Below are 21,515 nucleotides of genomic sequence, written 5' to 3'. Positions count from 1 at the left end.
GGCCGATTGGTTCGTGTGGGGTCCTTTACAGGTTCCTCTGGGGAGACAGGTCCTTCGTTTGCACGCCAGATTGGGCGGCTAGCCCCAATCGCGAGATCGATGCAATGACGCATAGAGCCACTGCGGTGATTAGGGGCCATCTCGGTTCTGATGAACCTGGTATCGAGAAGGTGCGATGTCGTAGGGCTGCGGAGCCGTCGAGTAGTTGGTCTTGGGGCAGCCGCTCACGGTCGCTAGAGGGCGATCTTTCAGATTGTTGGTTTCCTGTAAGGGAAAGGAATCGGCCGCCCCCTTCGGGGCGGCCGATCTTCCGGTCAGGCTGAAAGTTTCGTTCCGTGAGGCGATTTATGCTCGACTGGGTGCGGGATGACTTTCAGTCATGCGCGGATCTAGACGAGTACGACGTGGCTGTGCCGCTTCGCAATGTCAGAGAATCCAAGCTTCTCCCTGCGAACGAGGTCCTCAATCGCTGAATGCAGTGAGGTGTGTCCCGCACGCAGCTGCTCGACGAACGGCTCCAGGCGCTGCCGGATCTCCGGATCGGTCACCCGGGGGAGGACAACGTCAAGTAGGTCATTCTCGTGAATCTCTGCCAGGCCATCGGAACCACGAGCCAACGAGCGCATCTGCACGCAGTAGGTCTCGAGGCACAGACCCGCGGCCAGGTCGAGCCGGTAGCTTTCCATACCAGCTTTAAACCTCAGGCGATGGAACCCGTTGGTTACAACTACGCGCGAACAATCTCCGCCGGCCATGAACCACTTTCGTACAGAAGACCAGATGCTCCCGACGAAAACGTCGCCCGGCTCACACATTTGCTTTGCTCGGTCAGGGAGTTCCCATCCTCGTACTTCGGACCATGAATAGGTGCCAACGCCGACATCCGAAATCTCCACGTAGCGGTAGATCTCGGCTGCTGACCGCTGTTGCTTACTAACGGGGACCTCGGGGCGAATGTCGAGGACATCACCCAGGCGAAAATAATCCCGTTCCTTCACCGTTGCTTGCGCAGACAGGAATTTCTCGCTGTGCCTCTTCGGGTCAAGGGTCAGCATCGAATCGTCAAGGACGCGTGAGATCGGCACAGTCCATCCGGACTCACCCGTCTCGGCTGCCTCGTGCGCGAGCCAGGGGAAGAATTCACTCGTTTCGCTCGCCTTGAGCCGTGAGAGGATCCGGGTGAGATCCTCGTCGAGGATCTTCTCCCCGTCCTCCACGATCTCGCTGCCGTCGGACGGATCGCGCCTCCAGGTGGGACGGCCCACCTTGTTTCCCAGTTCCCAGCCGACACGCTCGACCATCTCGACCGAGAAGACGTAGCCGGCGTCCTCGCGAGCGCTCGAAAGGGGAACCTCTCGCTTCTCAAGGAGAACCACGGACGCCGAGACGTCGGCCCCGCTCTGCTTGAAGGTGAAACGGGGAAAGGCGATGATGCCCGCGATCTTGCAATGCCGTAGGAGCCATTCACGCAGCAGGTGGTACTGACTCGACCTGTTGGCGAGGTATCCGTTCGGCAGGATGATAGCGATCCTTCCTCTGGCGCGCACCATCTTCACGCAGGCTTCGAGGAAAAGGATGCCCTTCTGCTGAGTCTTTCGAAGCTTTTCCTGCTTCCTGAGGATGCCCGTACCGTCTGTCTTCCATTCGTGCGCCAAGTCGAACTTCGCCAGCACGGATGGGTTCTTCTCGGTGATGCTGGTACCGAACGGCGGGTTGCAAATTATTACGTCATTCTGTGCGAGATTGTCGCCGGAGTCGACATTCGCCAGCGAATCCTCATGCTTGATCTCCACGTCGGTCGCGCCGTGAAGAACCTTGTTGAGTTCAGACACCTGTACGGCAGTGGCGTTGTTGTCCGAACCAAAAAGCGTGCTGACGAGGGCTTTCTTCCCCTTGCGCCGGCGGTGGGTGGCCATGAGGAAGTCGGAAGATCCGGCAGCGGGATCCTTGACACTCTCGGTGAGCCGCGGGGCCACGATCTCGACGATGAAGTCGCTGAGTGTCGTCGGTGTGAAGTACTGGGCCATGTCCCAGCGGTAGAGATCCTTGGCGAACTTCATATAGAAGTCCTGGACGATGCGTGGGCTCGCCTGGCTCAGGTTTCGGTCAGCGATCAGACTGAGCGAGTGCTTCAGGGCCTCCGCCGGAATCTCGGAGCGCTCCGGGACCTTCTTGGGGAGTTTGGCGCCGAAGTACTTGACGGCACTGGACAGGACGCGGTTGAACATGCGCTCGGCTGCCTCCGCCGAGTAGCCGAGCGCCACGGGGTCCTGGAGGTCGAGCTTCTCCTCTGGGCTCTCAGAGTGCTGGGTCTCGTCGAAGAGTTTGGCGAGGAGGAGCTGGAGCATGGCGGTGTAGCGGGCTTCTACATCGACCGCCTCCCCGTGCAGCACATCCTCTATCCGGGCGAACAGGTCAAGAAGGGAGCCCGGCGACTTCAGATCGTCGAAGGTGAGTTCCGGAGCTCCGCGGAACGCCGCGCCGAACCGGGGCAGTGCAGCTAGCGGCGCCTCGTTCACCCGCTTCTGGGCGTCGTGCCAGAACACCCGCTGCTCGATGTCGTCCCAGTAGAGGGCGAGAGCTCCTGGGCGGGCTGGCCCCAGGAGGGGCTTGACCTGCGTTTCTTTGGCGCTGTCCGCCTTGGCGTGATCGCGCTTCACCTCGCACAGGACGAGAGCGTGGAGCAGGCGCTCATCGAGAGGCAGCGCGCGAGCTTCATCCTTTCCGATGTCGTAGACGACGACATCGGTGCGCAGGCTGTTGCGTCCCGAGTTGCCGAGTCTATAGACGATAGCCTCGGTGTCGATGTGTTCCTTGGGGTAGCCAAGCGCCAGAAGATGGCGGATCACATCGATGCGCAGCTTCTCCTCGGACGGACCGAGCAGATCGCCACGCTTGGCCGTGGCCTTGAGAACGCCTCGCAAGGGGCATACCAGCGTGAGGCCGCCGACACCACTTGCTTCCACCGACGCCCCGTTCGCGTCCTCCAACACATCGCCTCCCAGGCTTACACTCGCGTGGAGAGAGGCTAGCATCAGCACCACGCTGTCATTGCTCGCTGGGGGTCTGGGTCTTTGCCGGAAGCCGAGCGCAATCGGGCTGGTTCGTTGAGCACAAGTCAGGGCTTGATGCTGGTCTGTCCGCTGCTCTTGAGGGCTGTGGCGCGAGCGATGCAGCATCACACCCCTGGCGCGGTGCCCCACCGCGAAGGTGAGGCACCACCCGTCGTGGTCTAGGAATCGATGCGGGCGATCTTGCGGCCCGCTTTGAGGTAGAGGACGGCGCCGTCGGCGGTGCTGGCCTCCGTCACGACCGCCGCCAGGGTCTGCTGCACGGAGGGCTCCGCGAGCGGGGTGGTGTGCTGTTCGCCGTTGGCTTCGCTGATCAGGCGGAGGCCGTTGTGCTGGGCGATGCGGCGGATGGCCGAGAGGCTGGGGGCGAAGTCCAGGGTTTGGCTGAGCAGGGTGCCCAGGGAGGTCTCGGCGTGTTCCTTCAGAGAGACGACCGGGAGGTTCTGGGTGTCGCCGAAGGAGCGCTTGGAGAATCGGGCGGTGAACTCGGCGCGCGCGGCCTGGGCCGCTTCCAGGCCGTGGAGCGCGGCTACCACGTCGCCAGCGAGGATGCGCTTGATCGCCATGGGGTGTGCGGTGCCGTCGGCCAGGCGCTTGCTGATCAACTGGATCTCTTCGTCCGTCCACTCGGTGAGCAGCTTCAAGTAGGGCTCAGTGAGGTGGTCCGGGATGGACATCAGGCGGCCGTAGACGTCGTCCGGGGTGGCGGTGAGGCCGACGTAGTTGCCCTTGCTCTTGCTCATCTTGGCCCCAGTGCCGTCCGTCCCCTCGATGAGCGGGGTGGTGATGACGATCTCGGGAGTCTGCTCGGAGATCTGCATGACCTTGCGGCACATCTGGAGATTGAGGAGCTGGTCCACGCCGCCCAGTTCGACGTCCGCCGTGATGGCCACGGAGTCCATGGCCATCACGACCGAGTAGACGAATTCGGCGACGGACAGACCCTGCCCCTCGGCAAGCCGCGTGCGGAAGTCCTCCCGCTGCTGCCCATGCCGCCGGCCGCCCCTTCGTCGCCGGAGCGGGCAGTGTTGATCAACATGGCCGCGAGGGAGCGCAGGCAGGCGCGGCGTCGACCGAGCTGTACCTGCGCTTCCACACGATGCCCCGCAGCGAGAGCGTGGAAGTGGCGGGACATGCGATTGAGGTCGCGGCGGGCGGTCCAGGGCGGTGGCGCGGAAGCCAGGGCCCGGAGGCGCTGTGCCAGGGCCGTGCACACCTCGGCCCGGCACAGCTGCGAGACCCCACGGTTTCGGCGGTCGGTCATGCTGAGCGGATGAAGCCGGTAGTGCACCAGCGGGGCCGTGGCGCTCACGCTCGTCCCGGAGCCGGGGGCATCGGGGGAACGGCACGCCAGGGGAGGGGGGCGGCACGGCCGGGTTCGGGCATGACGCTGTCCTCGGTGAGCGCAGCGGCGAGTCCGGTTCAGTGGGTGGCGAGTTGGGCCGGGGTCAGGCGCTGTGCCGGTACTGGGCCGAGGGGCAGCCATGCGGTCTCGGCCAGGCCCGCAAGCTGCTGGTTGGCGGTGGCGAGGGGGAGGTCGAGCCGCTCGACGGACTCGGCGAGCCGTCGGCGGAGGGCAGACTCCCGCCGCGGGGAGGCGGTGTGGATGAGGAGGGGCGTACGGCTGCCTGTCGTGGCGATGAGGGCGGCGTAGCCGGGGAGCTTCGCCTCGACCCGGGCGAGGTTGTATGAGCCGGTGTCGTACTCGAGGAAGAACGGGAGGCAGCCGCTGCCGTGTTCGACGTGTCCGTAGACGTCGGGGTGAATCCAGTCGCCCCACAGGCGGGTCGCGGAGCGTTCGGACAGCCAGCGGGTGAGGCCGCCGCGGGTGGCCAGCGCGACCATGAGGCCGTTGACGCCGAGGGTGTGGGTCAGAGTGGGAGAGAAGGCGATGCGGGCACAGGCGTCCTTGCGCCACCCGGTCGCGGCCAGGTCGACTCCGGCGCGGGCTGCCAGGAGTTCCGCGCCGGCCTTGCCGAGTGTGTAGTGCTCGGGTGCGGAGCCGGTCTGGCGCAGCGGGCGGAAGGAGTCGAGGACGCCCATGAAGTAGAGGTTGCGCAGACGCCGGTTGGCCGTGCGGTGGCCGGTGAAGGCAAGCGCGGTGATGTGGTGGGAGGTGAGCACCTTGTGCTCGTGGAGCATCTCGGCGAGCCAGATGTCGCGTGGGGTGAGCCGGGTGGAGAGCTGGGCGAGGTCGGTTCGTCCCTGGGCGGGCTGGGAGGGGCGTCGCCTCCGCGCGGCCGCACGGGGCACGTAGCCGGGGGCGGGCTCGGAACTGGTCGTGGGCATGACCTTGGACTCCTTCTTATGGCGGCGGAACGTAGGTGGAGCGGCTCGTGCTTCCGCCGACTCGGCGCGCGGCGGCGGCCCGGAGTTCGGTGGAGCGGCCGGGGGCGGCCGGGGGCAGCGGGCGGGTGGTGAGCGTGAACGCGGTTGTCTCGGCACCGCCGGCGAGGAGATGAACGGCGGCCTGGTACGGCCCGAGATGGGCGAGATCGTGCGCGCCGAGGGTGGGCAGCGTGTGGCGCTCCAGTGCCTGGGCGTCTTCGGGGGAGGCGTTGAAGAAGACCTTGTTCCGGGCGTTGGCTGAGATCCCTTCACGAAGGTCGCGTGGGAGCTGGGCGAGGTTCTGGTGGGCGAGGTTCATCGACAGCCGGTAGCCGCGGGCCTCGGCGAGTATGTCCTCCAGGAGGTAGGGCAGGGTGAGGAAGTTGTGTGCCTCATCCACGTACAGAGACGCGTCAATGCGGGCGTGTTCGGGGGTGCGAGCACGGGCGGCGGCGGCCTGTCAGGTCTTGGCGACGATGAACGAGCCGAGCAACCGGGTCGTCTCCTCGCCGAGCGCGCCTTTGGGGAGGCGGGCCAGCAGGATTCCGCCGTCGAGGACGTCGGAGAGATGGAACGTGGACTCGCCCGAGGCGATGGCCTGGCGGGCGAAGGAGCGCAGCAGGAACGCGCGGAGCTTGTTCATCACTGGGCCGACCACAGCCGCGCGGGAGGGTTCGGACATGGACTCGTACCAGGTCCAGAAGCCCTTGAGGACGGGGTGCTTGATGGCGGGGACCACCCGAAGCCGGTAGGCCGGTTCGCCGAGGAGCCGCGGGATGTCGGCGAGCGTGACCAGCCGATGAGAGATCTGGGCGTGGCGCAGCAGGGTCAGGCAGGCCGCGCGCATCACGTCGTTCGTACGCGGCCCCCAGAAGGCGGTGAAGATCTGGCGAAAGATGCCGGTGATGTTGTCCACGACGACGTCGATGTCCGCCCCGTCCAGCACATTCAGGCACGGCGGGGTGTGGGAGTCGTCGGGGTCGATGATCAGGAGCCGGTCCGCGCAGGAGGCTGGCAGCCGGTGCAGGAGGTCGGCGACGAGGTCGCCCTTGGGGTCGATGACGACCGCCCCGCGGCCGGCGCGCACGTCGTCGAGGACGAGGTCGCCGATCAGGGTGGACTTCCCGGATCCGGTGGCGCCCATGAGGTGCAGGTGATGGCGGGCGTCGGGCACGGCCAGGCCTACGGCGCGACGGGTGCCTGTGTCCGAGCGGCCGAGCGGTTTGATGCCCGGTTCGGGCTGGGGGATGGCGGGCGGGGGAGCGACCGAGCGGGCACCGGCTCTGGCCAGGCCAGGGGCGTCGGGATCAGCGGGCAGATGAGCCAGGGCCGCGAGCTCGGGTACGGACAGCAGGTCCCCCCGACCGGTGAACCGGCGCTCGGCCAGGATCGGGTACGGGCTGCGGAGCCGACGACGAGCGAGCCAATTGCGCGCTGCGTACAGGGAGAACGCCGAGGCGATGGCGTGGGCACGACCACGCAGCCGACCCTCGGCGGCGGGGGCGTCCTCGGCCTTCGTTGCGGGGAGGACGACGGCATAGCGGAGGTGGACCTCCCACTGGGGACCGGTCAGCTTGCCGACGCTCTGACGGACCTCGGCACCGTGGGCGGGATCGGCGTGGGGCACGGTGGTGCGCTGCGGGGCATGGGAGATGAGACGGAAGATCGACGAGAGGCGGGGAGCGGTCTGGCCCGCCTGGAGCCGTCGGGCGCTGCGCCTGGCGCGGCGTAGCCGGGCCCCGGTGGCTGGGCGGACCAGGACCTGTACGAGGGCATGCTCGGCCTCGCCCATGCCGGTGGCGGCCTGGAGCAGGGCGCGCAATGGATCGGTCTTGTGGTCCGTGCGCAGCGGCAGTACCTCGGGGCGGGCCAGGCGCAGGGTGTCCGCGGTGCAGAGGTGGCCGGCGGGGAAGGGCACCTCTACGTTGGCGACGGTCGTGTGGGCGCCGGGCCACGCCGCCTCCACGGAGCGCCGCACCAGAGTGACCGGGATCGTTCCCGGCAGCCACATCCGAATGGCGAGCCCGGCGCTGTTGCATGCGTACTCGAAGCCGAGATGGGGTTGTCCGTGCAGCAGGCGCTGCGGCCACGGCCGGAGGAGACCCGCGAGCTGGGCCCACAGCACTTCGCCACCGCGTTCGGCAACCACCGGGGGCGCGAGGATCGACACCAGGCGCGCACCGTCGGCCAAGGCCTGCTGCCGCCGGCGCTGCTCACGCCGGTACATGAGGTTGCCGACCGTCGCGGACACTCGGGCAGCGGGAGCCAGCTACGGGGCCGCCGCCTGCACCTGGGAGAGCAGAAGGTTCAGGTGCTGAGACCAGAAGGCGTTGGGGTCGGTGAGTAGTTCGCCGAGCAGCCCCACCGAGCTCGGCGGGGCTCACAGCTGCAGACCGCTCAGCTCGGGCAAGCCGTAGGGATCGGAGTCGCCGTCCTCGTCCTCGCCGGAGGCCAATTCGGCCTGATCCGTGGTGATCAGCGCGTGCTCTGCCTCGGATGCGACCGGGGTGAATGACACCTTGGTGCGGCCGGAGAGGAGGAGCGCGCACCCGCGCGGGGCAGCGAGCAGGGGGTGCCGTTCACCGCGGGAGAGGTGGAAGGCGGCCGTGATCTTCTCGATCGCCTGCGGAGCCTGGCGCATCAGCAGCTGCGTGGCCGCATTGGACACGATGGCCCGGCCGAGGTCGCTGCTCAGGACATCGCCTTCGTCCTGGGTGACGAGCGCCAGTCCGGCCCAGTACCTGCGGGCGCCCTTGCCCATGCGGAACAGGAAGCGTGCGCCGTGCCCGTCGTGCATGAGCCGCCACGCCTCGTCCACGACGACGAGGCGACGCCGGGGCGCTCCGCTGTGTGCCACCGTCCGCCAGATGGCATCGAGGGCCGGCAGCATGCTCGCGGTCCTGAGCTCCTCGGGGATTTCGCGCAGGCAGAAGACCACCAGATGCCCGGACGGGCGGGTCGTGGTCGGCCCGGAGAACAGTTGCCGGTGCGAGCCGTGCACGTACGGGTCCAGCCGCGAGGCCAGCTCGGCGGCTGGCTGCTCAGCCATGGCCGAGAGCTGCGCGGCGAGATCGGCGAGCAGCGGCGCCGGCCGAGTCCAGGACATCGGGTCGGCGGTGATCCCTGCGCTCCGGTAGGTGGCGAGCAGAGCCCGGTCCAGCACCGCGCGCTCCGCCGCGCTCAGCTCACCGCCGAACAGCACGGCAAGGAAGGTATGCAGGAACAGAACCCGCCGGGTCAGCGCGTCCTCTTCCGGGACAGCTGATTGCGGGAGGCCAAAGGGATTGAGCCGCGCCGACGGGTCACCGAGGCGGATGACGGCACCGCCGACCGACTCGGCCAGAGTACGTACTCGTCCTCCGGGTCGATCACCAGCGCCTCGGTGCCGGTGAAGAGCTGACGCAGCAGCTCCAGCTTGGTCAGGTACGACTTGCCGGCACCCGACTGGGCCAGGAGGACCGAGTTGTAGTTGTCCTGCGCGAACCGGTCCCACAACAGCAGCTATCAGCTCGTGGTGTTCAGCCCGTACAGAACGGCTCCCGGCGCGAGCGCCGTGTCGGCGGGCAGGTCCGGGGAGGCGAAGGGGAAGCATGCCGCGAGGGCTTCGGTGTCGAAGGTTCGGCGGACCTTGAGCGTGTCCAATCCCAGAGGCAGCGTCGCCAGCCAGCCCTGTAGCGACCGGTAGATGGTCGGCGCGGTCGTGATGACCAGCGATTCGGCGATCGCACGCACGGAGGAGACCTCGTCGGCGAGGTGCTCTTCGCTCTCCCCGTAGATGGTCATGTATGGGCCGAGGCGGAAGAGTTTTCCCTCCCCGCGGGCGATCCGGTACGCGAGTTCGGCGGCGTCCGCCGCCGCTGCTTCGGTGTCCGGATCGTCCAGCCGCCCTCGCTCAAGGCCGGCCCGGCGTGAGGACTCAAGGCGGGCCCGCTGCTTCTTCAACTGCTGGGAGGCCAGGGAACTAGGTACCGGCTCGATGTGCAGAGAGACATCGAGGCGACCGGGATACGTCAGCAGGGGATCGAGCCAGCCAGGCACCACCTCGGCCGGATATCCGGTGACCACGAGGGTCGCCGCGAGCTGGCTGCCGACTGCCACCGTACGTGCGCGGACCTCGATCGCATCCGGCCCGACCACTTCGAGCAAATGTCCGGCATCGAGGACTTCCTCGTCCATCCTGGACTTCGCCGGCCACAGCATCATGCACCTCCCAGGAATACGGCATCCGGATCAGCAGCAACCCGGAGAAGGTCGGCAGCGGCGTGACCGTCCAGCGGGGTGACGATGACCTCCGCCGCTTCCAGCGCACGGGCGGCCTCGGACAGGCGATGGGCAGCGCGCGGCCCGCCGGAAGAGGCTGGCTCGCGTGCCACGAGGACGACTTGGCGGGTCAGCAGATCCCGCTCATCGGCCAACTCCTCCAGAAGTCCGCGTGGGCCAGGGCCGTCTGCTGCAAGGCGGGATGCGGCAGCGAACCGGACCCCGCGATCAGGTCCTCGACCACATCGCCGACATCCAGCCGGTGCGCTCGTACCAGCACCTGGGTCGGGCCGGTGAGCGAGTTCAACCAACGGGCGAATGCCTCGGCCAGGGCCTGCTGCTCGCCCCCCCGTACGCAGGGCGAAATTCACCGTGGAGCAGGCAGCCCGAGGCGGTCCAGCCATCAGCACCGAGGTGGACGCTGCCGTCCTCAAGCACGGCCCGCCCAGGCAGCGTATGGGGCGCGGGCGACTCACCAGCTTGTGCTCGCCAACTACTGAGGACCAGGCCGGGCAGGTCCGGCACGCCCTCGGGCGCATGTACTTGGCGCTTGGGGGAGCGGTGGAACTGGATGGCGGCCAGCAGGTGCCGGTCCATACCGATCCCGTCGCGTCGGCCGACGGAGAAGGCTGCGGCCACGGCCGCGAGCGGCGCCACCAGGGCGAGGTATGGCAGCGGCGCCATCAAGGTCCGCGTCACCCAATAGCCGCCGTAAAGGACAAGGGCGAGAGAGGCGAGATAGGCAACCTGGCGAGCGGTGAACGGTCCGAGAATGCGGTCATTACGATCCACGTCTGCGGGGATGCGGGCTGGCAGGAGGGCTTCGTCGTCGAAATCGGCCATCGAGGGTCACCTTCGGGGAACAGAGGGGGGTTCCAGAGGAAGCCGGAGCTGGACGGGGCGTACGGGCCGAACGCGGCCCCGCGCGGCGGGGATGAGCAGCGCGAGCTGCCGCCTCCGCACTGACCCGCTGCTCGGCTGCTGGGTGGCTGCTTGAGGCGCCGCGGGAGTGTCGTACGGAGAACCCGCGGCGTGCGGATTGAGAGCCAGGTCTGCACCGGTCGCGGCGGGCGGGCGGCCACGGGAGCGGCCGGTACGGGGAGCCTCAACTGCCGTGCGCGGCAGGCTTGAGCGGGGTGCGGCACGAGCGTAGGTCGCCCCCTCCTGGAGATTCGGCGGGTGGTGGCCGTTCGCCGGCTACGCCGCGACTGGGTGGTGGACGAGATGCGACTTCGTGCGCGCGGAGCCGTAGATCTCGGTGGGGCAGTGGTGACGGCGCCTTGGGTGCCTGATTGGCCGGGGAGGGTCTGGGACGGGGCGCCGCGGTTCGCTCCCCGTCGTGCTCGGGCTCTTGTCACCAGAGCCCGGCCGCCACGGAGCGCGTATCCGGCAATCCCGCCTGGCGTCGGTCGCGGCCGGCGGCCGGGGCCAGTACCACCGGGCCGGCCTCCGCCTCCTGGGCGTCGGCCTCCGCCGGGACGGCGCCCACCACCTCCACTTGGCGGGCCTCCCCGACGCGGTGACCTCCGGGCCACCCTCTGCCTCCGCGGCGACCAAGAGCGGAAGCGCCGGGAAGGAAGTGCCCGACGAGACGCCACATGGCAACGCTTTGAAGCATCCGCAGGGGTGCCGGAAGCTGGGTGCTGATCGGAGTCGAGCGGAATACCACCCGCGTGCACCAGCCGGGGATCTGGATGACCCGCTCCACCAGCCCCTTCCCGGCATCCGACATGTCGGTGCCCATCACCGCATGCGACATCGCGTTCGCCAGAGAGATCGCCTTGCCCATGACCGTCAGCGAGCTTGATGCCACGATCAGGCCGAGCACCAGGCGCGGGGCGATCTGCTTGACCGCGTAGCGGGACTGGACGGTCTGGTGCCCCATGACCGTCACCCCACCGGCCATCACGAACAGGACGTAGATCCCGACGGAACCCGCCCACAGCCGCTTGATATCCGCATGCTGGGTGATGTCAGGCGTGGACAGCAGGGTGCCCGCCAGCAGCTCCCGCACGGGCTTCATGATCTGCTCGACGAGCATTCCCAGAAACGAAGTGATCGCATTGACGATCATTCCGGGGATGTCGATGAGGCCGTCGAAGAACCCTGTCTCCAGCGGCGGCCGGTTGCTTCCGTCCACTTCCTCTGCGCCGGGCGTCGGGCCAGGAGTCGGCTCTGGCGTGGACGGTTGTGTCGGGCGAGGACGTGGAGGCCCGGGCGCCGGCGTCGGCCCCGGTGCGGGAGCGGGCTCGGGTCGGGGGCCCGGCCCGGGGCGCGGCTCGGGGCGGACGGCGCCAGCACCACTGATGCTGAGGCCGCGCACGAGGCGGGTACCGAGCCCGCCAAGGTGACGATCAACAGCCCCAGGACCACACAGGCCCGCAGCAGCACGCAGAGTGCTTCGGCATCAGGCCCCCACGATTCCCTTGAGGGCCGTCACCAGAATGGGCGCGAGGACTGCCAACCTGTAGCCGATGGCGGCTGCACACAACGCCACCTTGGCGGACTGGACTTCGCTCGGATCTCCGCCAGCCATCAGGTAGCGCAGGCCCCCGAACGTCAGGAACAGCGTGGCCAGACCGGCGAGGAGGCCGACGATGAAGTTCCGGAGGTTCGTGATCACCTCCGGAATCGTGGCGACCGGCCAGGCGGGTCCAGCGATGCCGATCACCATGCCAACCGTGGCCAAGGAAACCAACAACAGCCCGATGAGGAAGCGAAAAGAGTTTGAGGCCCGCGATGGCGGACGGCAGCACGCGGGCATAACCAACACCTCCAGCACGGTCGTCAATATGAGAGGAGGCCCGCCCTCCGGACCTGGGCTGGCCCTTGGCGGCACACCAGCTCCTTGCTCGGGAGACGCGCGCAGCGCGGGTGGCTGAACTCCCTCTAGTGCGACTCCTTGCCCTTCATGCGATGCCCCTCGGCGTCGATCATGGCGTCAAGCCAGGCTTCTCGCTGCTGACGAGAGAGCCTGAGTACGAACATTTCCGGGGTGGACTCCGCTATTCCAGAACGCTCCACCAGGTCTGTGACAAACGCGCGGCGCAGTCGAAAATGATAGGCCCGGAGATGCCCTTCCTTTCTCTGGCGCGAGAATTCAGTGTGCGGCACTTCTCGCAGTAGGGACCTAAGCTTCCCTACATGTTCCTCTTTCGATTGAAAAATCGAACCATCAAACGCGCCGGGACGCTCCGCCTCGCGGAGGTTCCCGTCCCCCCAGAGCCACGCGAGGATCCGAACGTCAGCGCTACTCAACTGCAAGACCGACTGACTCTCAAGCGGGGCGGACACGCGAAGTCGCATGTCTCCGGTGAAGTCGGCAGCACGCACGAACTCGCCCACATAATGGAAACCGGCCGCTGCCCGGGCAGCTCCGTGCGCTTTGGTCATGTGGACCTGGTAGCCGCGGGGGCTGGTGAAATCGCGGCCGCAGACCATGCAGAGGACATCGCCTGGCACCGGGATCCGCCGGCGGGCCTCGGACCACCAGGGGAGCCCTGCTGTGACCTCGGCCTGCCAGCTCTGGTTACCGATCTTCCACACCTCAGCGGCAGGGAACTCGCGCACCTGCTCAATGGCGGTCCACTCACTGACGCCAGAGGAGGGGTTGTAGCCGAGGGTGTGATCCCCGACGCGCACCTCGTGATGATGCTTCTATCCATCCTGAGTCAAGACCTGGGTGGATAGCGGAACGCCCACGATGTTGTTCATGCCACGCGACGCTAGCGCTCGCCCCAAGCACCTGAAGGTCGTTCGTCGGTGTGCGGCGTAGCCCGCTCGACTGCCCTCCCGTCGGAGGATCTCACGCGCTACTCACGCGTGGACGGCGCCGCACAACGATGAAGGCCCGGGCTCAGTGGGACTGAGTCCGGGCCTTCATCTTTGGCACTTTCGCAGGTCAGCGGCTTTGCGGCGCTGGTCTTGCGAGAGTGTCCCCGGCAGGATTCGAACCTGCGCACACGGCTCCGGAGGCCGCGTGCGTACTGCACATTTCAGCAGCTCAGAGGTCCCGACGGGTGCTGCGAACACTCCACGGTCCACGCATAGGCCGCATCTTGTGAAGGCACTGCCGAACCTCACCAGGCAGTGATGTGGGTTCAGAGGCCGCCGAGCTGTTGATACGCGCCGGGCACGCCGGCCGTAGGGTCCTCCAGAAACCATGGAGTTGCGAAGGTATCCACCCGTTGTGCGCCAAGGCAGGCTTTCACGGTTCACCCGTTGCAGCACGTCGGGCCAACTCTCTAGCCCAGACGTCCGCCCGACCTCATGTCCTGGCAGGCCAACCTCTGTGCTGCCTTCTGGAGGATGGCTGCAAACCCATCCTCCCTCGGGACACGTGTGGGTGTACCTGCCGTTCGCGGACGGCACGACCTCTCCTGGTGGTCAGGATTGACTGAAAGCCTGTCACGGGCACGTTGAAGGCATTACGGTTGGCGCATGGGAGAGGTTGATGCAGTCTTCACGGGTACCCCTTACTTGATTGCTGAAGATGAGGCCGCTTTGTCTCGTTTCAGAATCGTAGAAGAAAAGGCAACGCGTTCACGAGAAAAATCGATTGCCGTACAGGAGCGAATTGCCCTTGAGGGGCAAGAGATGTTCGAGCCCTATGTTCGGGCTATCAGGACTCGACTCGTCGCGGAAAGCAATAGCATTGAAGGATACGACTGGACCTACAGGCAGGTCAACGAAGTTGCTCTCACGTACAAGGAGCTACTGCAGGCGCCTTTGGGTTCCTTGATGCAGGCAGTCAGGCAAGATCCGAGAGTCTATGAGGCGCTCGGTCTTTACAAGGCGCACGAAATCGCAGACGAATGGGCGCGTGGTTCCGTCAGGCCGCGTGAATATGAAATGCGTTCACTGCATGAGCTAATCGCCAGCGGGGAAGCATATGCCGGCCGATACAAGGAGGTAGAGAATGAGATTGGCGGTACCAGACACCGCACCTCGGCTCCTTGGGAAGCCCCCATTCATATGCGTGAACTTTCCGACTGGTGGCAGCAATGTGATGTGAACCCTGCACTGGAGGCTACGGTCATTCACGCATGGCTCACGCACATCCATCCGTTTGAGGATGGCAATGGTCGGATGGCTCGTCTGCTTGCGAACATGTCCCTGGCGCGGAACGGATTCCCGCCGCTCTTGGTGCGTTCGAGAGTGGACCGTGGGCAGTACTATGACGCCTTGGCGCGAAGTGACGACGGCGACATTCTTCCGCTCTATGACCTGTTTGTTCTGGTGTTGAATCGAACCGTTCGACTTATGTCGCGCCCGGATTACGTCCGGGAGATCGTTAAAGATCGCTTGCTGTCCACCGTGAAGAATAGGTTTGACCTGTGGAAGATCCTTCCGGATCAGTTTTTTATGGCTTTGTCTGAGGCGCTCAAGGCCCGGGGATGGTCCATACTCCTTCAAGGGAATCCAGATTTGAGTTCGTATTCCTTGCTGGAGGATCTCGACCCTGAAGGTAATTCTTGGTTCGGGAAAGTAATAGATGGGGATCGGGTGCCGCAGTGGCTTCTCTGGTATGGGTTCAAGAGTGAGGCTCTTCGCGACCTTGACGGTTCGGCGAAAAGGTATCCATCAATCTTTGTCTCTGTGCGAGACGAGAACCCCGAGGCTGTCCACCCGTATCGACCGCTGCGATTTGACGAGGGCCCGGTGGAGGAGATCGTTCTGCGGCCTATGGAGGCTAAAACGGTCCTGTTGCGTCGAGGCTACGAGGTGGAGGAGAAAAGCATTCTGGAAGCGGCGAAAATTCTGGCGGGCGAGCTCGCGTCCTGAGTATTGCTAGGCGAGCCAAGGGAACCCCACCGCTCCCATCCCGTCTGCCGTCGACCCACACACCGTGGAGCAGGCGCGGTGCCGGGCGTCCAGGTGGAGCGCCCAACTGGACGAACGACCTGGACGCCCGGTGCCGTGTCTGCTCGGCTCTGCCTGGGTCGACGGCAGACGGGATGGGAGTCCCCACCGCTACAACCCACGGGCCGGCACCCGAGCACGAGCCTCCTCCATCCCGGAGCCTGAGTGCCCCCGCCGGAGGCACCATCTTGAGCCGCACCCGCGTACCGCCTCGGCCGCGTCGTGGTTTGTCGCCCATCAACCCGAGCTGTCAGGCGTGCGGTCGGCGGTCGGGCTGGAGCGGGGCGCAGACAGGAGCGCAGGCCCGGGCGACGGGCCGCGCGCGCCGCGCTGTGCGCGGCGGGTGCCTTGATGAAGTAGGGAAAGTTTGACCCCACCCCTAAGGCCTTCTATGAAGTAGGGAAAGTTTGACCCCACCCCTAAGGCCTTCTTGTGGGCGGCTGCTCGGGCTGTTGCCATGGTCTTGGGGACGGCCAAGGCTGAGGGGGGCCTGTGGGGGAGCTGACGGTCAAGGCGTGGAAGCGGTATGGGCGGGACCGGCTCTACGTGAATGCCGCCGATGGCGGTGAGGTGGCCTGGTTCGATCAGGTCAGCGAGCATCTGGAGTTGAAGCGTCCGGGGTTACGGGCAGAGGTGCTCAAGGCGCTCGTGCGGTACGTGCCGACGGAGGGCGGTGCCAACGGGCTCACGGCTGGGAAGGTTCCCAAGATGCCGGGATCGGTGCCTCCGCCGCTCGCTTCTCGGCCGCAGTCTGAGCCCCGGCCGACCTCTCAGGTGTCGCTTCCTCCTCGACCTTCGGGGCCGCCTTTGCTGCCGCCCCTGGCTGACGGGGACGATCTGGCGCGGAACAAGCCCGGTGAGGCGTTGAAGCGGAAGCTGGACACCGAGGGGCCTGGGCTCGCGCAGCGGTGGCTCGATGTGGTGCTGCGGCGCCCTTCGGACATGGATAGCTGGCGCAAGGGCCTGGTGGGGGAGCGGAAGGTCGGGAAGGAGCTGCGGCGCTTCCTGGGGCATGGCTGGGTGGTACTGCACTCGGTGCCGTTGCCGCCGAAGCACGACATAGATCACTTGCTGATCGGGCCCGGTGGGGTGTTCACGCTGAACACGAAGAACTTCACCGGACGGAACGTCTGGGTCGGCGACGACGTCGTCAAGGTCGATCACGGGCCGGGGTACCCCATCCCGAAGAAGGCCCGGCGGGAAGCCGAACGCGCGGCCAAGGTGCTGACTGCCCACTGCGGCTTCTCAGTGGAGGTGGCCCCGCTGCTGATCTTCGTGCAGCCGGCGGCGGTCGACCTCGCTTCGCCTCAGCAGACGGTGCAGGTCTACAACGACCTCAGCCTCGCCGCTCTCGCGCACGCCACCGGAGTGCTCGATGCCCGGAAGGTGGAGCAGATCTACGCAGTCGCCCGGCACCGGCAGGCCTGGGCTACTGCCTGAGAGCGGCAGGGGCTCCTCGGCTCAGCTCGCGTCGATCAGCCGGCGGCCGTCGTGGCTGCGGACGTGGGGGCCCGCTCCGTCCAAGGCGTCCAAGAGGCGTACGGCGAAGACCTCAGCCATGCGGTCGGCTACCTCGTCGGGGGTGAGCCAGGCTACGGCCGTGGACTCGTCGGAGGTACGTTCCGTGCCGCCTGTCGGCTTGCAGCGGAAGACCAGGGCTACGACGCCCCGGGTCGTGTTCTTGTAGACGCCGGTCAGCTCGTCCACCGCCACGTGGATGCCGGTTTCTTCCAGAACTTCGCGGCGTACGCCGTCCTCGGGGGACTCGGTGAGCTCCAAGACTCCGCCGGGGAGTTCCCAGGTCCCGTTGTCCGCGCGCTGGATCGCCAGCAGTCGGCCGTCCTCGCGTACGACCGCGCCCGCCACGGACACGGAGTGGAGGGGCGTTGACTGGACCTTCGGGGCTCCCGTACTCATGTACAGGAGCATAGGAGGCCGAGAAGGAGCATGGGAACCGCAAGCAACGGCAAGGCCGTACCCAAGTACTTGCAGGTGGCGAACGACCTTGTCCAGCAGATCCGGGCGGGGGTGCTCAGCGCCGGCCAGATGGTGCCGAGCGAGTCGGAGCTGATGGACCGCTACGGCGTCTCCGTCGGGACCGTACGCAAGGCCATGGTGGAGGTCCGCGCGAGCGGGCTGGTCGAGACCCGCCACGGCAAGGGGTCGATAGTCAAAGACCGCCCGCCGGTGCGGCACCGGTCCTCGGACCGCTTCCGGCGTTCGCTGCGGCAGGAGGGCAAGGCCGCGTACCTCGCCGAGTCCACGCAGTCCGGGGCGGAAGCCAAGGTCAGCGTGCTGTACATCGGCCCCTTGGCGGCTGAGGGGGAGATCGCCGAGCGGCTCGGCGTGGACGAAGGTACGCAGGTGCTCGCCCGCCGGCGGCTCTACTTCCGCAACGGGACGCCGGTCGAGACGGCCAGCTCCTACCTGCCGTGGGACGTGGTGAAGGAGATCCCCGAGCTGTTCGCAGAGAACCCGGGCGGCGGGGGCATCTACGCCCGGCTCGAAGACCACGGGCACGTGTTCGCGGAGTTCGTGGAGACGCTCCAGGCCCGGCAGGCCACGGCGGCGGAGGTGTCCGAGCTGGCGCTCAGCCCCGGCGCCCCGGTGGTCCGGCTGCTCCGGAACGCCGTGACGACCAAGGGGCGCGTGGTCGAGGTCTGCGACACCCTCATGGCCGCTGACCAGTTCGTCTTCGAGTACCGGATCCCCGCTCAGGACTGACGCGCCCTCAAGTCCCTTCAACCCGCTGCGAGTTTTCTCTCGTAGCGGGTTGACTCATGTATAGGAGTCAGGCACTCTTCTTCGTGTCACTCATACACATGAGTGACGGAGTCGAACCTCTATAGAGGAGTGATCTGCGTGCGTCAGCTCCCCATCGACACCGCCGCGGCCATGGTGATGGTGGCCCAACCCCCGACCCCGAAGATCAAGGACCGGCGGACCGGCGAGATCGCCACCGACCCCGAGACGAACGCCACGCTCATGACCGTGGACGTGCTCTTCGCCGCGTACGGCGAGGCCGAGGTCCTGTCCGTGGTCGTGCCCAAGCCCGGCATCACCGGCGACCTGACCATGGGCACGCCGGTGGCCCTGACCGGCCTCGTCGCCCGGCCCTGGGAGAACGAGTTCAACGGCCAGAAGCGCCACGGCATCTCCTTCAAGGCCATCGCCGTGACCTCGCTCGCCGCGGACGCGTCGAAGGCCAAGGGCGCCTGAACGTGGACGCCTTAGCGGTCGCGCTGCTGCTGGTCGCCGTCGTCGCACCCGTGCTGGTGCTCCGGTGGTGGCGGCCGGCCTGGTACTGGATGGCCTTCGGGATCGTCTTCGCGGTCGTACGGGTCCTGGTCCGCTACCGGTCGGTGATGGAAGCCTGCGGGCTCACCGTCCCGCCGCCCCGGTGGCGCCTGACCCTGGCCCGCTGGTCGAAGCGCGAAGTCCCGGAGTGGCGGGCCCCGCGCATCCTGCGGATACGGCCGACCCGGACCGGCCTCGTGCTCCGGCTCCGGCTGCGGCCCGGTCAGACGCGTACGACTTCTCCGCCGCCTCGGACCGGCTCCGGCACTCCTTCGCGATGTACAACGTGATCGCCCGGGAAGTCCGCTCGGGAGTCGTCGAACTGCGGATGACCGGCTACGACGTACTCAAGCGGGTACGGATGCCGGCCGTACGGGACGAACAGCCGATGAGCGTGCCCGTGGCGCTGCGGGAGGACGGGCAGGTCTTCTGCCGGGACTACCTCCAGGTGCCGCACGCGCTGAACGTCGGTGCCACGCAGTCCGGCAAGTCCGTCTACCTCCGCAACCTGGTTGTCGGCCTCGCGACCCAACGCGTCGCCCTGGTCGGCATCGACTGCAAGAACGGGGTGGAACTCGCCCCGCTGGCCCGGCGCTTCACGGCCCTCGCCGAGAACCCCGAAACCGCCGCGGACGTGCTCGCCGCGCTCGTCCGCTACATGTCCCGCATCTACGACCTGATCCGGCGGGAGCAGGGGATCAGCCTCGACGTGCCCGACGCGGAGATCACCGCGAACATCTGGGACCTGCCGCGGCACCTGCGGCCGGTGCCGGTGGTCCTGCTGGTCGATGAAGTCGCCGAACTCGCCCTCTACGTCACCAAGGACGAAGAGCGGCGGCGCGACCAGATCATCACGGACCTGGTACGCCTCGCCCAGCTCGGCCGGGCCGCCGGCATCTACCTGGAGATCTGCGGCCAGCGGTTCGGATCAGAGCTCGGCAAGGGGATCACCATGCTCCGGGCCCAGCTCACCGGCCGCACCGCGCACCGCGTCAACGACGAGACATCGGCCAATATGGCCTTCGGCGACATCGCCCAAGACGCGGCCCTCGCGACCGTACGGATCGCGGCCGACCGCCCCGGCACCGCCGTGGCTGGAGACTCCTCCGGCGGCTGGGTCCGCATCCGCACCCCGCACCTCTCGATCCGCCGTGCCGTGGACGTCTGCAACGCCAACGCCCACCGGACCCCGGACATCGGCGAACTGGCCCCGCTCCGGCCCGCGGTCCCCGCGCCGCCGCTGACCGGCAAGGTCCTGCCCAAGCAACCCGCGGCCGGCGTCTGAACCCCCTCGTACCAAGGTCGGCGTGACCTCGATACGCCACGCCCCTACCCCGCCATGCCCTCAACCGATCCGAAAGGAGCGTTCGTCATGGCCACGACCAGGAAGAACACGGCCCGCAGGCCCAAGCCCGCGGTCATCGAGTGCCCCGACTGCCACGGGTCCGGCGAGACCGACGAGACCGTCTGCGTCGGCCCCCGCGGGCGCCGGAAGACCGGCGACAAGCAGACCGCCGTCTGCCTGACCTGCTTCGGGGCCGGCCAGACCGCGACCACCTGAGAGGAGCGGACGATGGCCCGCACCCTTCGCCTGGACGCCGTGCTCGTACAGGCGGTCATCGCCGGGGCCCTGTCCTTCGCCCACCTGCACGACCTCGCCGAAGCGGCTGGCCAGACCGGTTGGAAGGCCTGGGCCTACCCGGTCAGCGTGGACCTGCTCCTCGTGGCGGCCTGGCACCGGCTCCGGCTGCTCCGGAAGGCCGGATGCCCGACCGGGTCTGCCTGGCTCTGGTTCACTGTGGCCCTCGCTGCCTCGCTCGGGGCGAACGTCGCCACCGCCGGACTGCTCGACTTGGACGACGTACCGGCCTGGCTGCGGATCCTCGTGGCCGGCTGGCCCGCCCTCGCCTTCCTCGGCGGCACCCTCCTCGCTCACCACCGGCCCCCGGCCGCGACCGCTCCCGATCAGGGCGAGACCTCGGACCCCGTGAAGGGTCCCGCCCTCGCGGTGGTCGAGCGGGAGCCGGACCCCCAGCCCGAGCCCGATCCCATCCCGGAAGCCCCCGACGTGCCCGAACTGCCGGCCGCGAGCTCGGACCCGGCGGTGACTGAGCCCGACCCCGTACCGGTCCCTGAGTCGCTAGCCCCGGCCGTACCCGCCCGCCCTGGTCGAGCACGCCCGGCGCCTCGCCGCCGACCACCAGGCCCGTACGGGCACCCCGCTCGACCCGTCCGCCCTCCGCGCCCGCCTCGGCGTCCCGGCCCCCATGGCCGACGCGATCGCCGCCCAACTCGCTTGAAAGGAGAAAGCCCGTGTCCGCCCTCGACCGCTTCACCTCGCTCATGCGGATCGGCCCGGTTCAGATCGGCACCTACCGCGACCGCCGCAACGGCCGCACCCGGCACGCCGCGGTCTGCACCGCCGAGGACTGCGGCTGGTCGGTCGCCAACTACGCGTCCAGCACCGCCGCCCAGCTCGCCGCCCGCGCCCACCGCTGCCGCATCACCTGACCCCAGGAGACCGCCATGGACGTCCCGCTCTGGCTCGCCCTGATCGCCGTCGGCGCCCTCGGCGTCAAGCTCGTCCGCCCGCCCTGGTGGCTGCTCGCCGGGCTCCTGCTCGGCGGCTACCTCCTCGCGGACAGCCTCTTCGCCCCCGTCATCGACGGAGCCATCACCAAGTAACCCCATGAAGGG

The 21,515-nt window shown here is 67.5% G+C and carries 21 protein-coding genes and 2 pseudogenes; 9 read left to right on the top strand and 14 right to left on the bottom strand.

The features are described from left to right. Positions 1–389 precede the first annotated feature (389 nt). The 13 genes from IE170_RS11415 to IE170_RS11375 all read right to left on the bottom strand — a co-directional run bounded on the left by IE170_RS11415 (position 390) and on the right by IE170_RS11375 (position 13,301). The gene (locus tag IE170_RS11415) at positions 390–2,990 is read right to left on the bottom strand and encodes an HsdM family class I SAM-dependent methyltransferase (protein ID WP_189809200.1); all 2,601 of its coding nucleotides are present in this window, start codon (positions 2,988–2,990) and stop codon (positions 390–392) included. Between the two features lie 242 nt (positions 2,991–3,232). Next, positions 3,233–4,285 carry a tyrosine--tRNA ligase gene (gene tyrS, locus IE170_RS11410; protein WP_229884679.1) on the bottom strand — a complete coding sequence of 351 codons (1,053 nt, stop codon included), beginning with the start codon at positions 4,283–4,285 and terminating at the stop codon, positions 3,233–3,235. Between the two features lie 208 nt (positions 4,286–4,493). Beyond that, positions 4,494–5,360, bottom strand: a complete 867-nt coding sequence (locus tag IE170_RS11405; RefSeq protein WP_189809199.1) for a replication-relaxation family protein — start codon at positions 5,358–5,360, stop codon at positions 4,494–4,496. A gap of 16 nt (positions 5,361–5,376) precedes the next feature. Next, complete coding sequence (locus IE170_RS32540) at positions 5,377–5,799, bottom strand: TraM recognition domain-containing protein (RefSeq protein ID WP_229884678.1); 423 nt, start codon at positions 5,797–5,799, stop codon at positions 5,377–5,379. A gap of 60 nt (positions 5,800–5,859) precedes the next feature. Beyond that, complete coding sequence (locus IE170_RS11400; protein ID WP_229884677.1) at positions 5,860–7,650, bottom strand: type IV secretory system conjugative DNA transfer family protein; 1,791 nt, start codon at positions 7,648–7,650, stop codon at positions 5,860–5,862. A gap of 129 nt (positions 7,651–7,779) precedes the next feature. Beyond that, entirely contained in the window at positions 7,780–8,601 is an 822-nt protein-coding gene (locus IE170_RS33355) for a VirB4 family type IV secretion system protein (RefSeq protein ID WP_308428381.1), read from the bottom strand. Between the two features lie 35 nt (positions 8,602–8,636). After that, complete coding sequence (locus tag IE170_RS33350) at positions 8,637–8,894, bottom strand: helicase HerA domain-containing protein (RefSeq protein WP_308428380.1); 258 nt, start codon at positions 8,892–8,894, stop codon at positions 8,637–8,639. A gap of 9 nt (positions 8,895–8,903) precedes the next feature. Further along, positions 8,904–9,575: a putative type IV secretion/conjugal transfer ATPase gene (locus IE170_RS33345; RefSeq protein ID WP_308428379.1), complete on the bottom strand. Its 672-nt coding sequence runs from the start codon at positions 9,573–9,575 to the stop codon at positions 8,904–8,906. Between the two features lie 214 nt (positions 9,576–9,789). Continuing rightward, the gene (locus IE170_RS32535) at positions 9,790–9,966 is read right to left on the bottom strand and encodes a hypothetical protein (RefSeq protein WP_223855873.1); all 177 of its coding nucleotides are present in this window, start codon (positions 9,964–9,966) and stop codon (positions 9,790–9,792) included. Beyond that, entirely contained in the window at positions 9,963–10,502 is a 540-nt protein-coding gene (locus IE170_RS32530) for a PrgI family protein (RefSeq protein WP_223855872.1), read from the bottom strand. The genes IE170_RS32535 and IE170_RS32530 overlap by 4 nt, the downstream gene beginning before the upstream one ends. Before the next feature lie 511 nt (positions 10,503–11,013). After that, on the bottom strand, positions 11,014–11,799 hold the full coding sequence (locus IE170_RS32525) for a hypothetical protein (protein WP_223855871.1): 786 nt from the start codon (positions 11,797–11,799) through the stop codon (positions 11,014–11,016). A gap of 267 nt (positions 11,800–12,066) precedes the next feature. Beyond that, complete coding sequence (locus IE170_RS11380; protein ID WP_223855912.1) at positions 12,067–12,333, bottom strand: pilin; 267 nt, start codon at positions 12,331–12,333, stop codon at positions 12,067–12,069. A gap of 215 nt (positions 12,334–12,548) precedes the next feature. After that, positions 12,549–13,301: a hypothetical protein gene (locus tag IE170_RS11375; RefSeq protein ID WP_189809198.1), complete on the bottom strand. Its 753-nt coding sequence runs from the start codon at positions 13,299–13,301 to the stop codon at positions 12,549–12,551. Positions 13,302–14,099: 798 nt separating this feature from the next. On the opposite strand from IE170_RS11375, the gene IE170_RS11370 reads away from it, so the two are divergent. Together IE170_RS11370 and IE170_RS11365 are read left to right on the top strand one after the other, a co-directional pair. Beyond that, on the top strand, positions 14,100–15,443 hold the full coding sequence (locus tag IE170_RS11370; protein WP_189809197.1) for a Fic family protein: 1,344 nt from the start codon (positions 14,100–14,102) through the stop codon (positions 15,441–15,443). Positions 15,444–16,013: 570 nt separating this feature from the next. Continuing rightward, positions 16,014–16,961 carry a nuclease-related domain-containing protein gene (locus tag IE170_RS11365; RefSeq protein WP_189809196.1) on the top strand — a complete coding sequence of 316 codons (948 nt, stop codon included), beginning with the start codon at positions 16,014–16,016 and terminating at the stop codon, positions 16,959–16,961. Positions 16,962–16,982: 21 nt separating this feature from the next. On the opposite strand, the gene IE170_RS11360 is transcribed toward IE170_RS11365, so the two are convergent. Continuing rightward, the gene (locus IE170_RS11360; protein ID WP_189809195.1) at positions 16,983–17,450 is read right to left on the bottom strand and encodes an NUDIX hydrolase; all 468 of its coding nucleotides are present in this window, start codon (positions 17,448–17,450) and stop codon (positions 16,983–16,985) included. Positions 17,451–17,468: 18 nt separating this feature from the next. Here IE170_RS11360 and IE170_RS11355 point away from each other — a divergent pair, with 18 nt between their 5' ends. The 7 genes and pseudogenes from IE170_RS11355 to IE170_RS11325 all read left to right on the top strand — a co-directional run bounded on the left by IE170_RS11355 (position 17,469) and on the right by IE170_RS11325 (position 21,503). Next, on the top strand, positions 17,469–18,245 hold the full coding sequence (locus IE170_RS11355) for a GntR family transcriptional regulator (protein WP_189809194.1): 777 nt from the start codon (positions 17,469–17,471) through the stop codon (positions 18,243–18,245). 138 nt (positions 18,246–18,383) lie between these two features. Next, entirely contained in the window at positions 18,384–18,740 is a 357-nt protein-coding gene (locus IE170_RS11350; RefSeq protein ID WP_189809193.1) for an SCO3933 family regulatory protein, read from the top strand. A 2-nt stretch (positions 18,741–18,742) separates the two neighbouring features. Continuing rightward, a pseudogene (locus IE170_RS11345) lies at positions 18,743–20,103 on the top strand (FtsK/SpoIIIE domain-containing protein). Positions 20,104–20,190: 87 nt separating this feature from the next. After that, positions 20,191–20,379: a hypothetical protein gene (locus IE170_RS11340; RefSeq protein WP_189809192.1), complete on the top strand. Its 189-nt coding sequence runs from the start codon at positions 20,191–20,193 to the stop codon at positions 20,377–20,379. 12 nt (positions 20,380–20,391) lie between these two features. Further along, positions 20,392–21,118 (top strand): annotated as a pseudogene (locus IE170_RS11335) (DUF2637 domain-containing protein). 13 nt (positions 21,119–21,131) lie between these two features. After that, a complete protein-coding gene (locus tag IE170_RS11330; protein WP_189809191.1) occupies positions 21,132–21,329 on the top strand; it encodes a mobile element transfer protein in 198 nt (65 codons plus the stop codon). A gap of 15 nt (positions 21,330–21,344) precedes the next feature. After that, on the top strand, positions 21,345–21,503 hold the full coding sequence (locus tag IE170_RS11325) for a hypothetical protein (RefSeq protein ID WP_189809190.1): 159 nt from the start codon (positions 21,345–21,347) through the stop codon (positions 21,501–21,503). Positions 21,504–21,515 lie beyond the last annotated feature (12 nt).

Source organism: Streptomyces toxytricini (genome assembly GCF_014649915.1).
Lineage (GTDB): Bacteria > Actinomycetota > Actinomycetes > Streptomycetales > Streptomycetaceae > Streptomyces > Streptomyces toxytricini.
This window is presented reverse-complemented; position numbering and strand designations above follow the sequence as displayed.

Excerpts from the sequence above, each read along its gene's own strand:
- IE170_RS11405 (WP_189809199.1), bottom strand. The coding sequence starts at position 5,360 with ATGCCCACGACCAGTTCCGAGCCCGCCCCCGGCTACGTGCCCCGTGCG.
- IE170_RS33345 (WP_308428379.1), bottom strand. The coding sequence starts at position 9,575 with ATGGACGAGGAAGTCCTCGATGCCGGACATTTGCTCGAAGTGGTCGGG.
- IE170_RS32530 (WP_223855872.1), bottom strand. The coding sequence starts at position 10,502 with ATGGCCGATTTCGACGACGAAGCCCTCCTGCCAGCCCGCATCCCCGCA.
- IE170_RS11380 (WP_223855912.1), bottom strand. The coding sequence starts at position 12,333 with ATGGTGATCGGCATCGCTGGACCCGCCTGGCCGGTCGCCACGATTCCG.
- IE170_RS11370 (WP_189809197.1), top strand. The coding sequence starts at position 14,100 with ATGGGAGAGGTTGATGCAGTCTTCACGGGTACCCCTTACTTGATTGCT.
- IE170_RS11360 (WP_189809195.1), bottom strand. The coding sequence starts at position 17,450 with ATGCTCCTGTACATGAGTACGGGAGCCCCGAAGGTCCAGTCAACGCCC.
- IE170_RS11355 (WP_189809194.1), top strand. The coding sequence starts at position 17,469 with ATGGGAACCGCAAGCAACGGCAAGGCCGTACCCAAGTACTTGCAGGTG.
- IE170_RS11340 (WP_189809192.1), top strand. The coding sequence starts at position 20,191 with ATGGCCACGACCAGGAAGAACACGGCCCGCAGGCCCAAGCCCGCGGTC.
- IE170_RS11325 (WP_189809190.1), top strand. The coding sequence starts at position 21,345 with ATGGACGTCCCGCTCTGGCTCGCCCTGATCGCCGTCGGCGCCCTCGGC.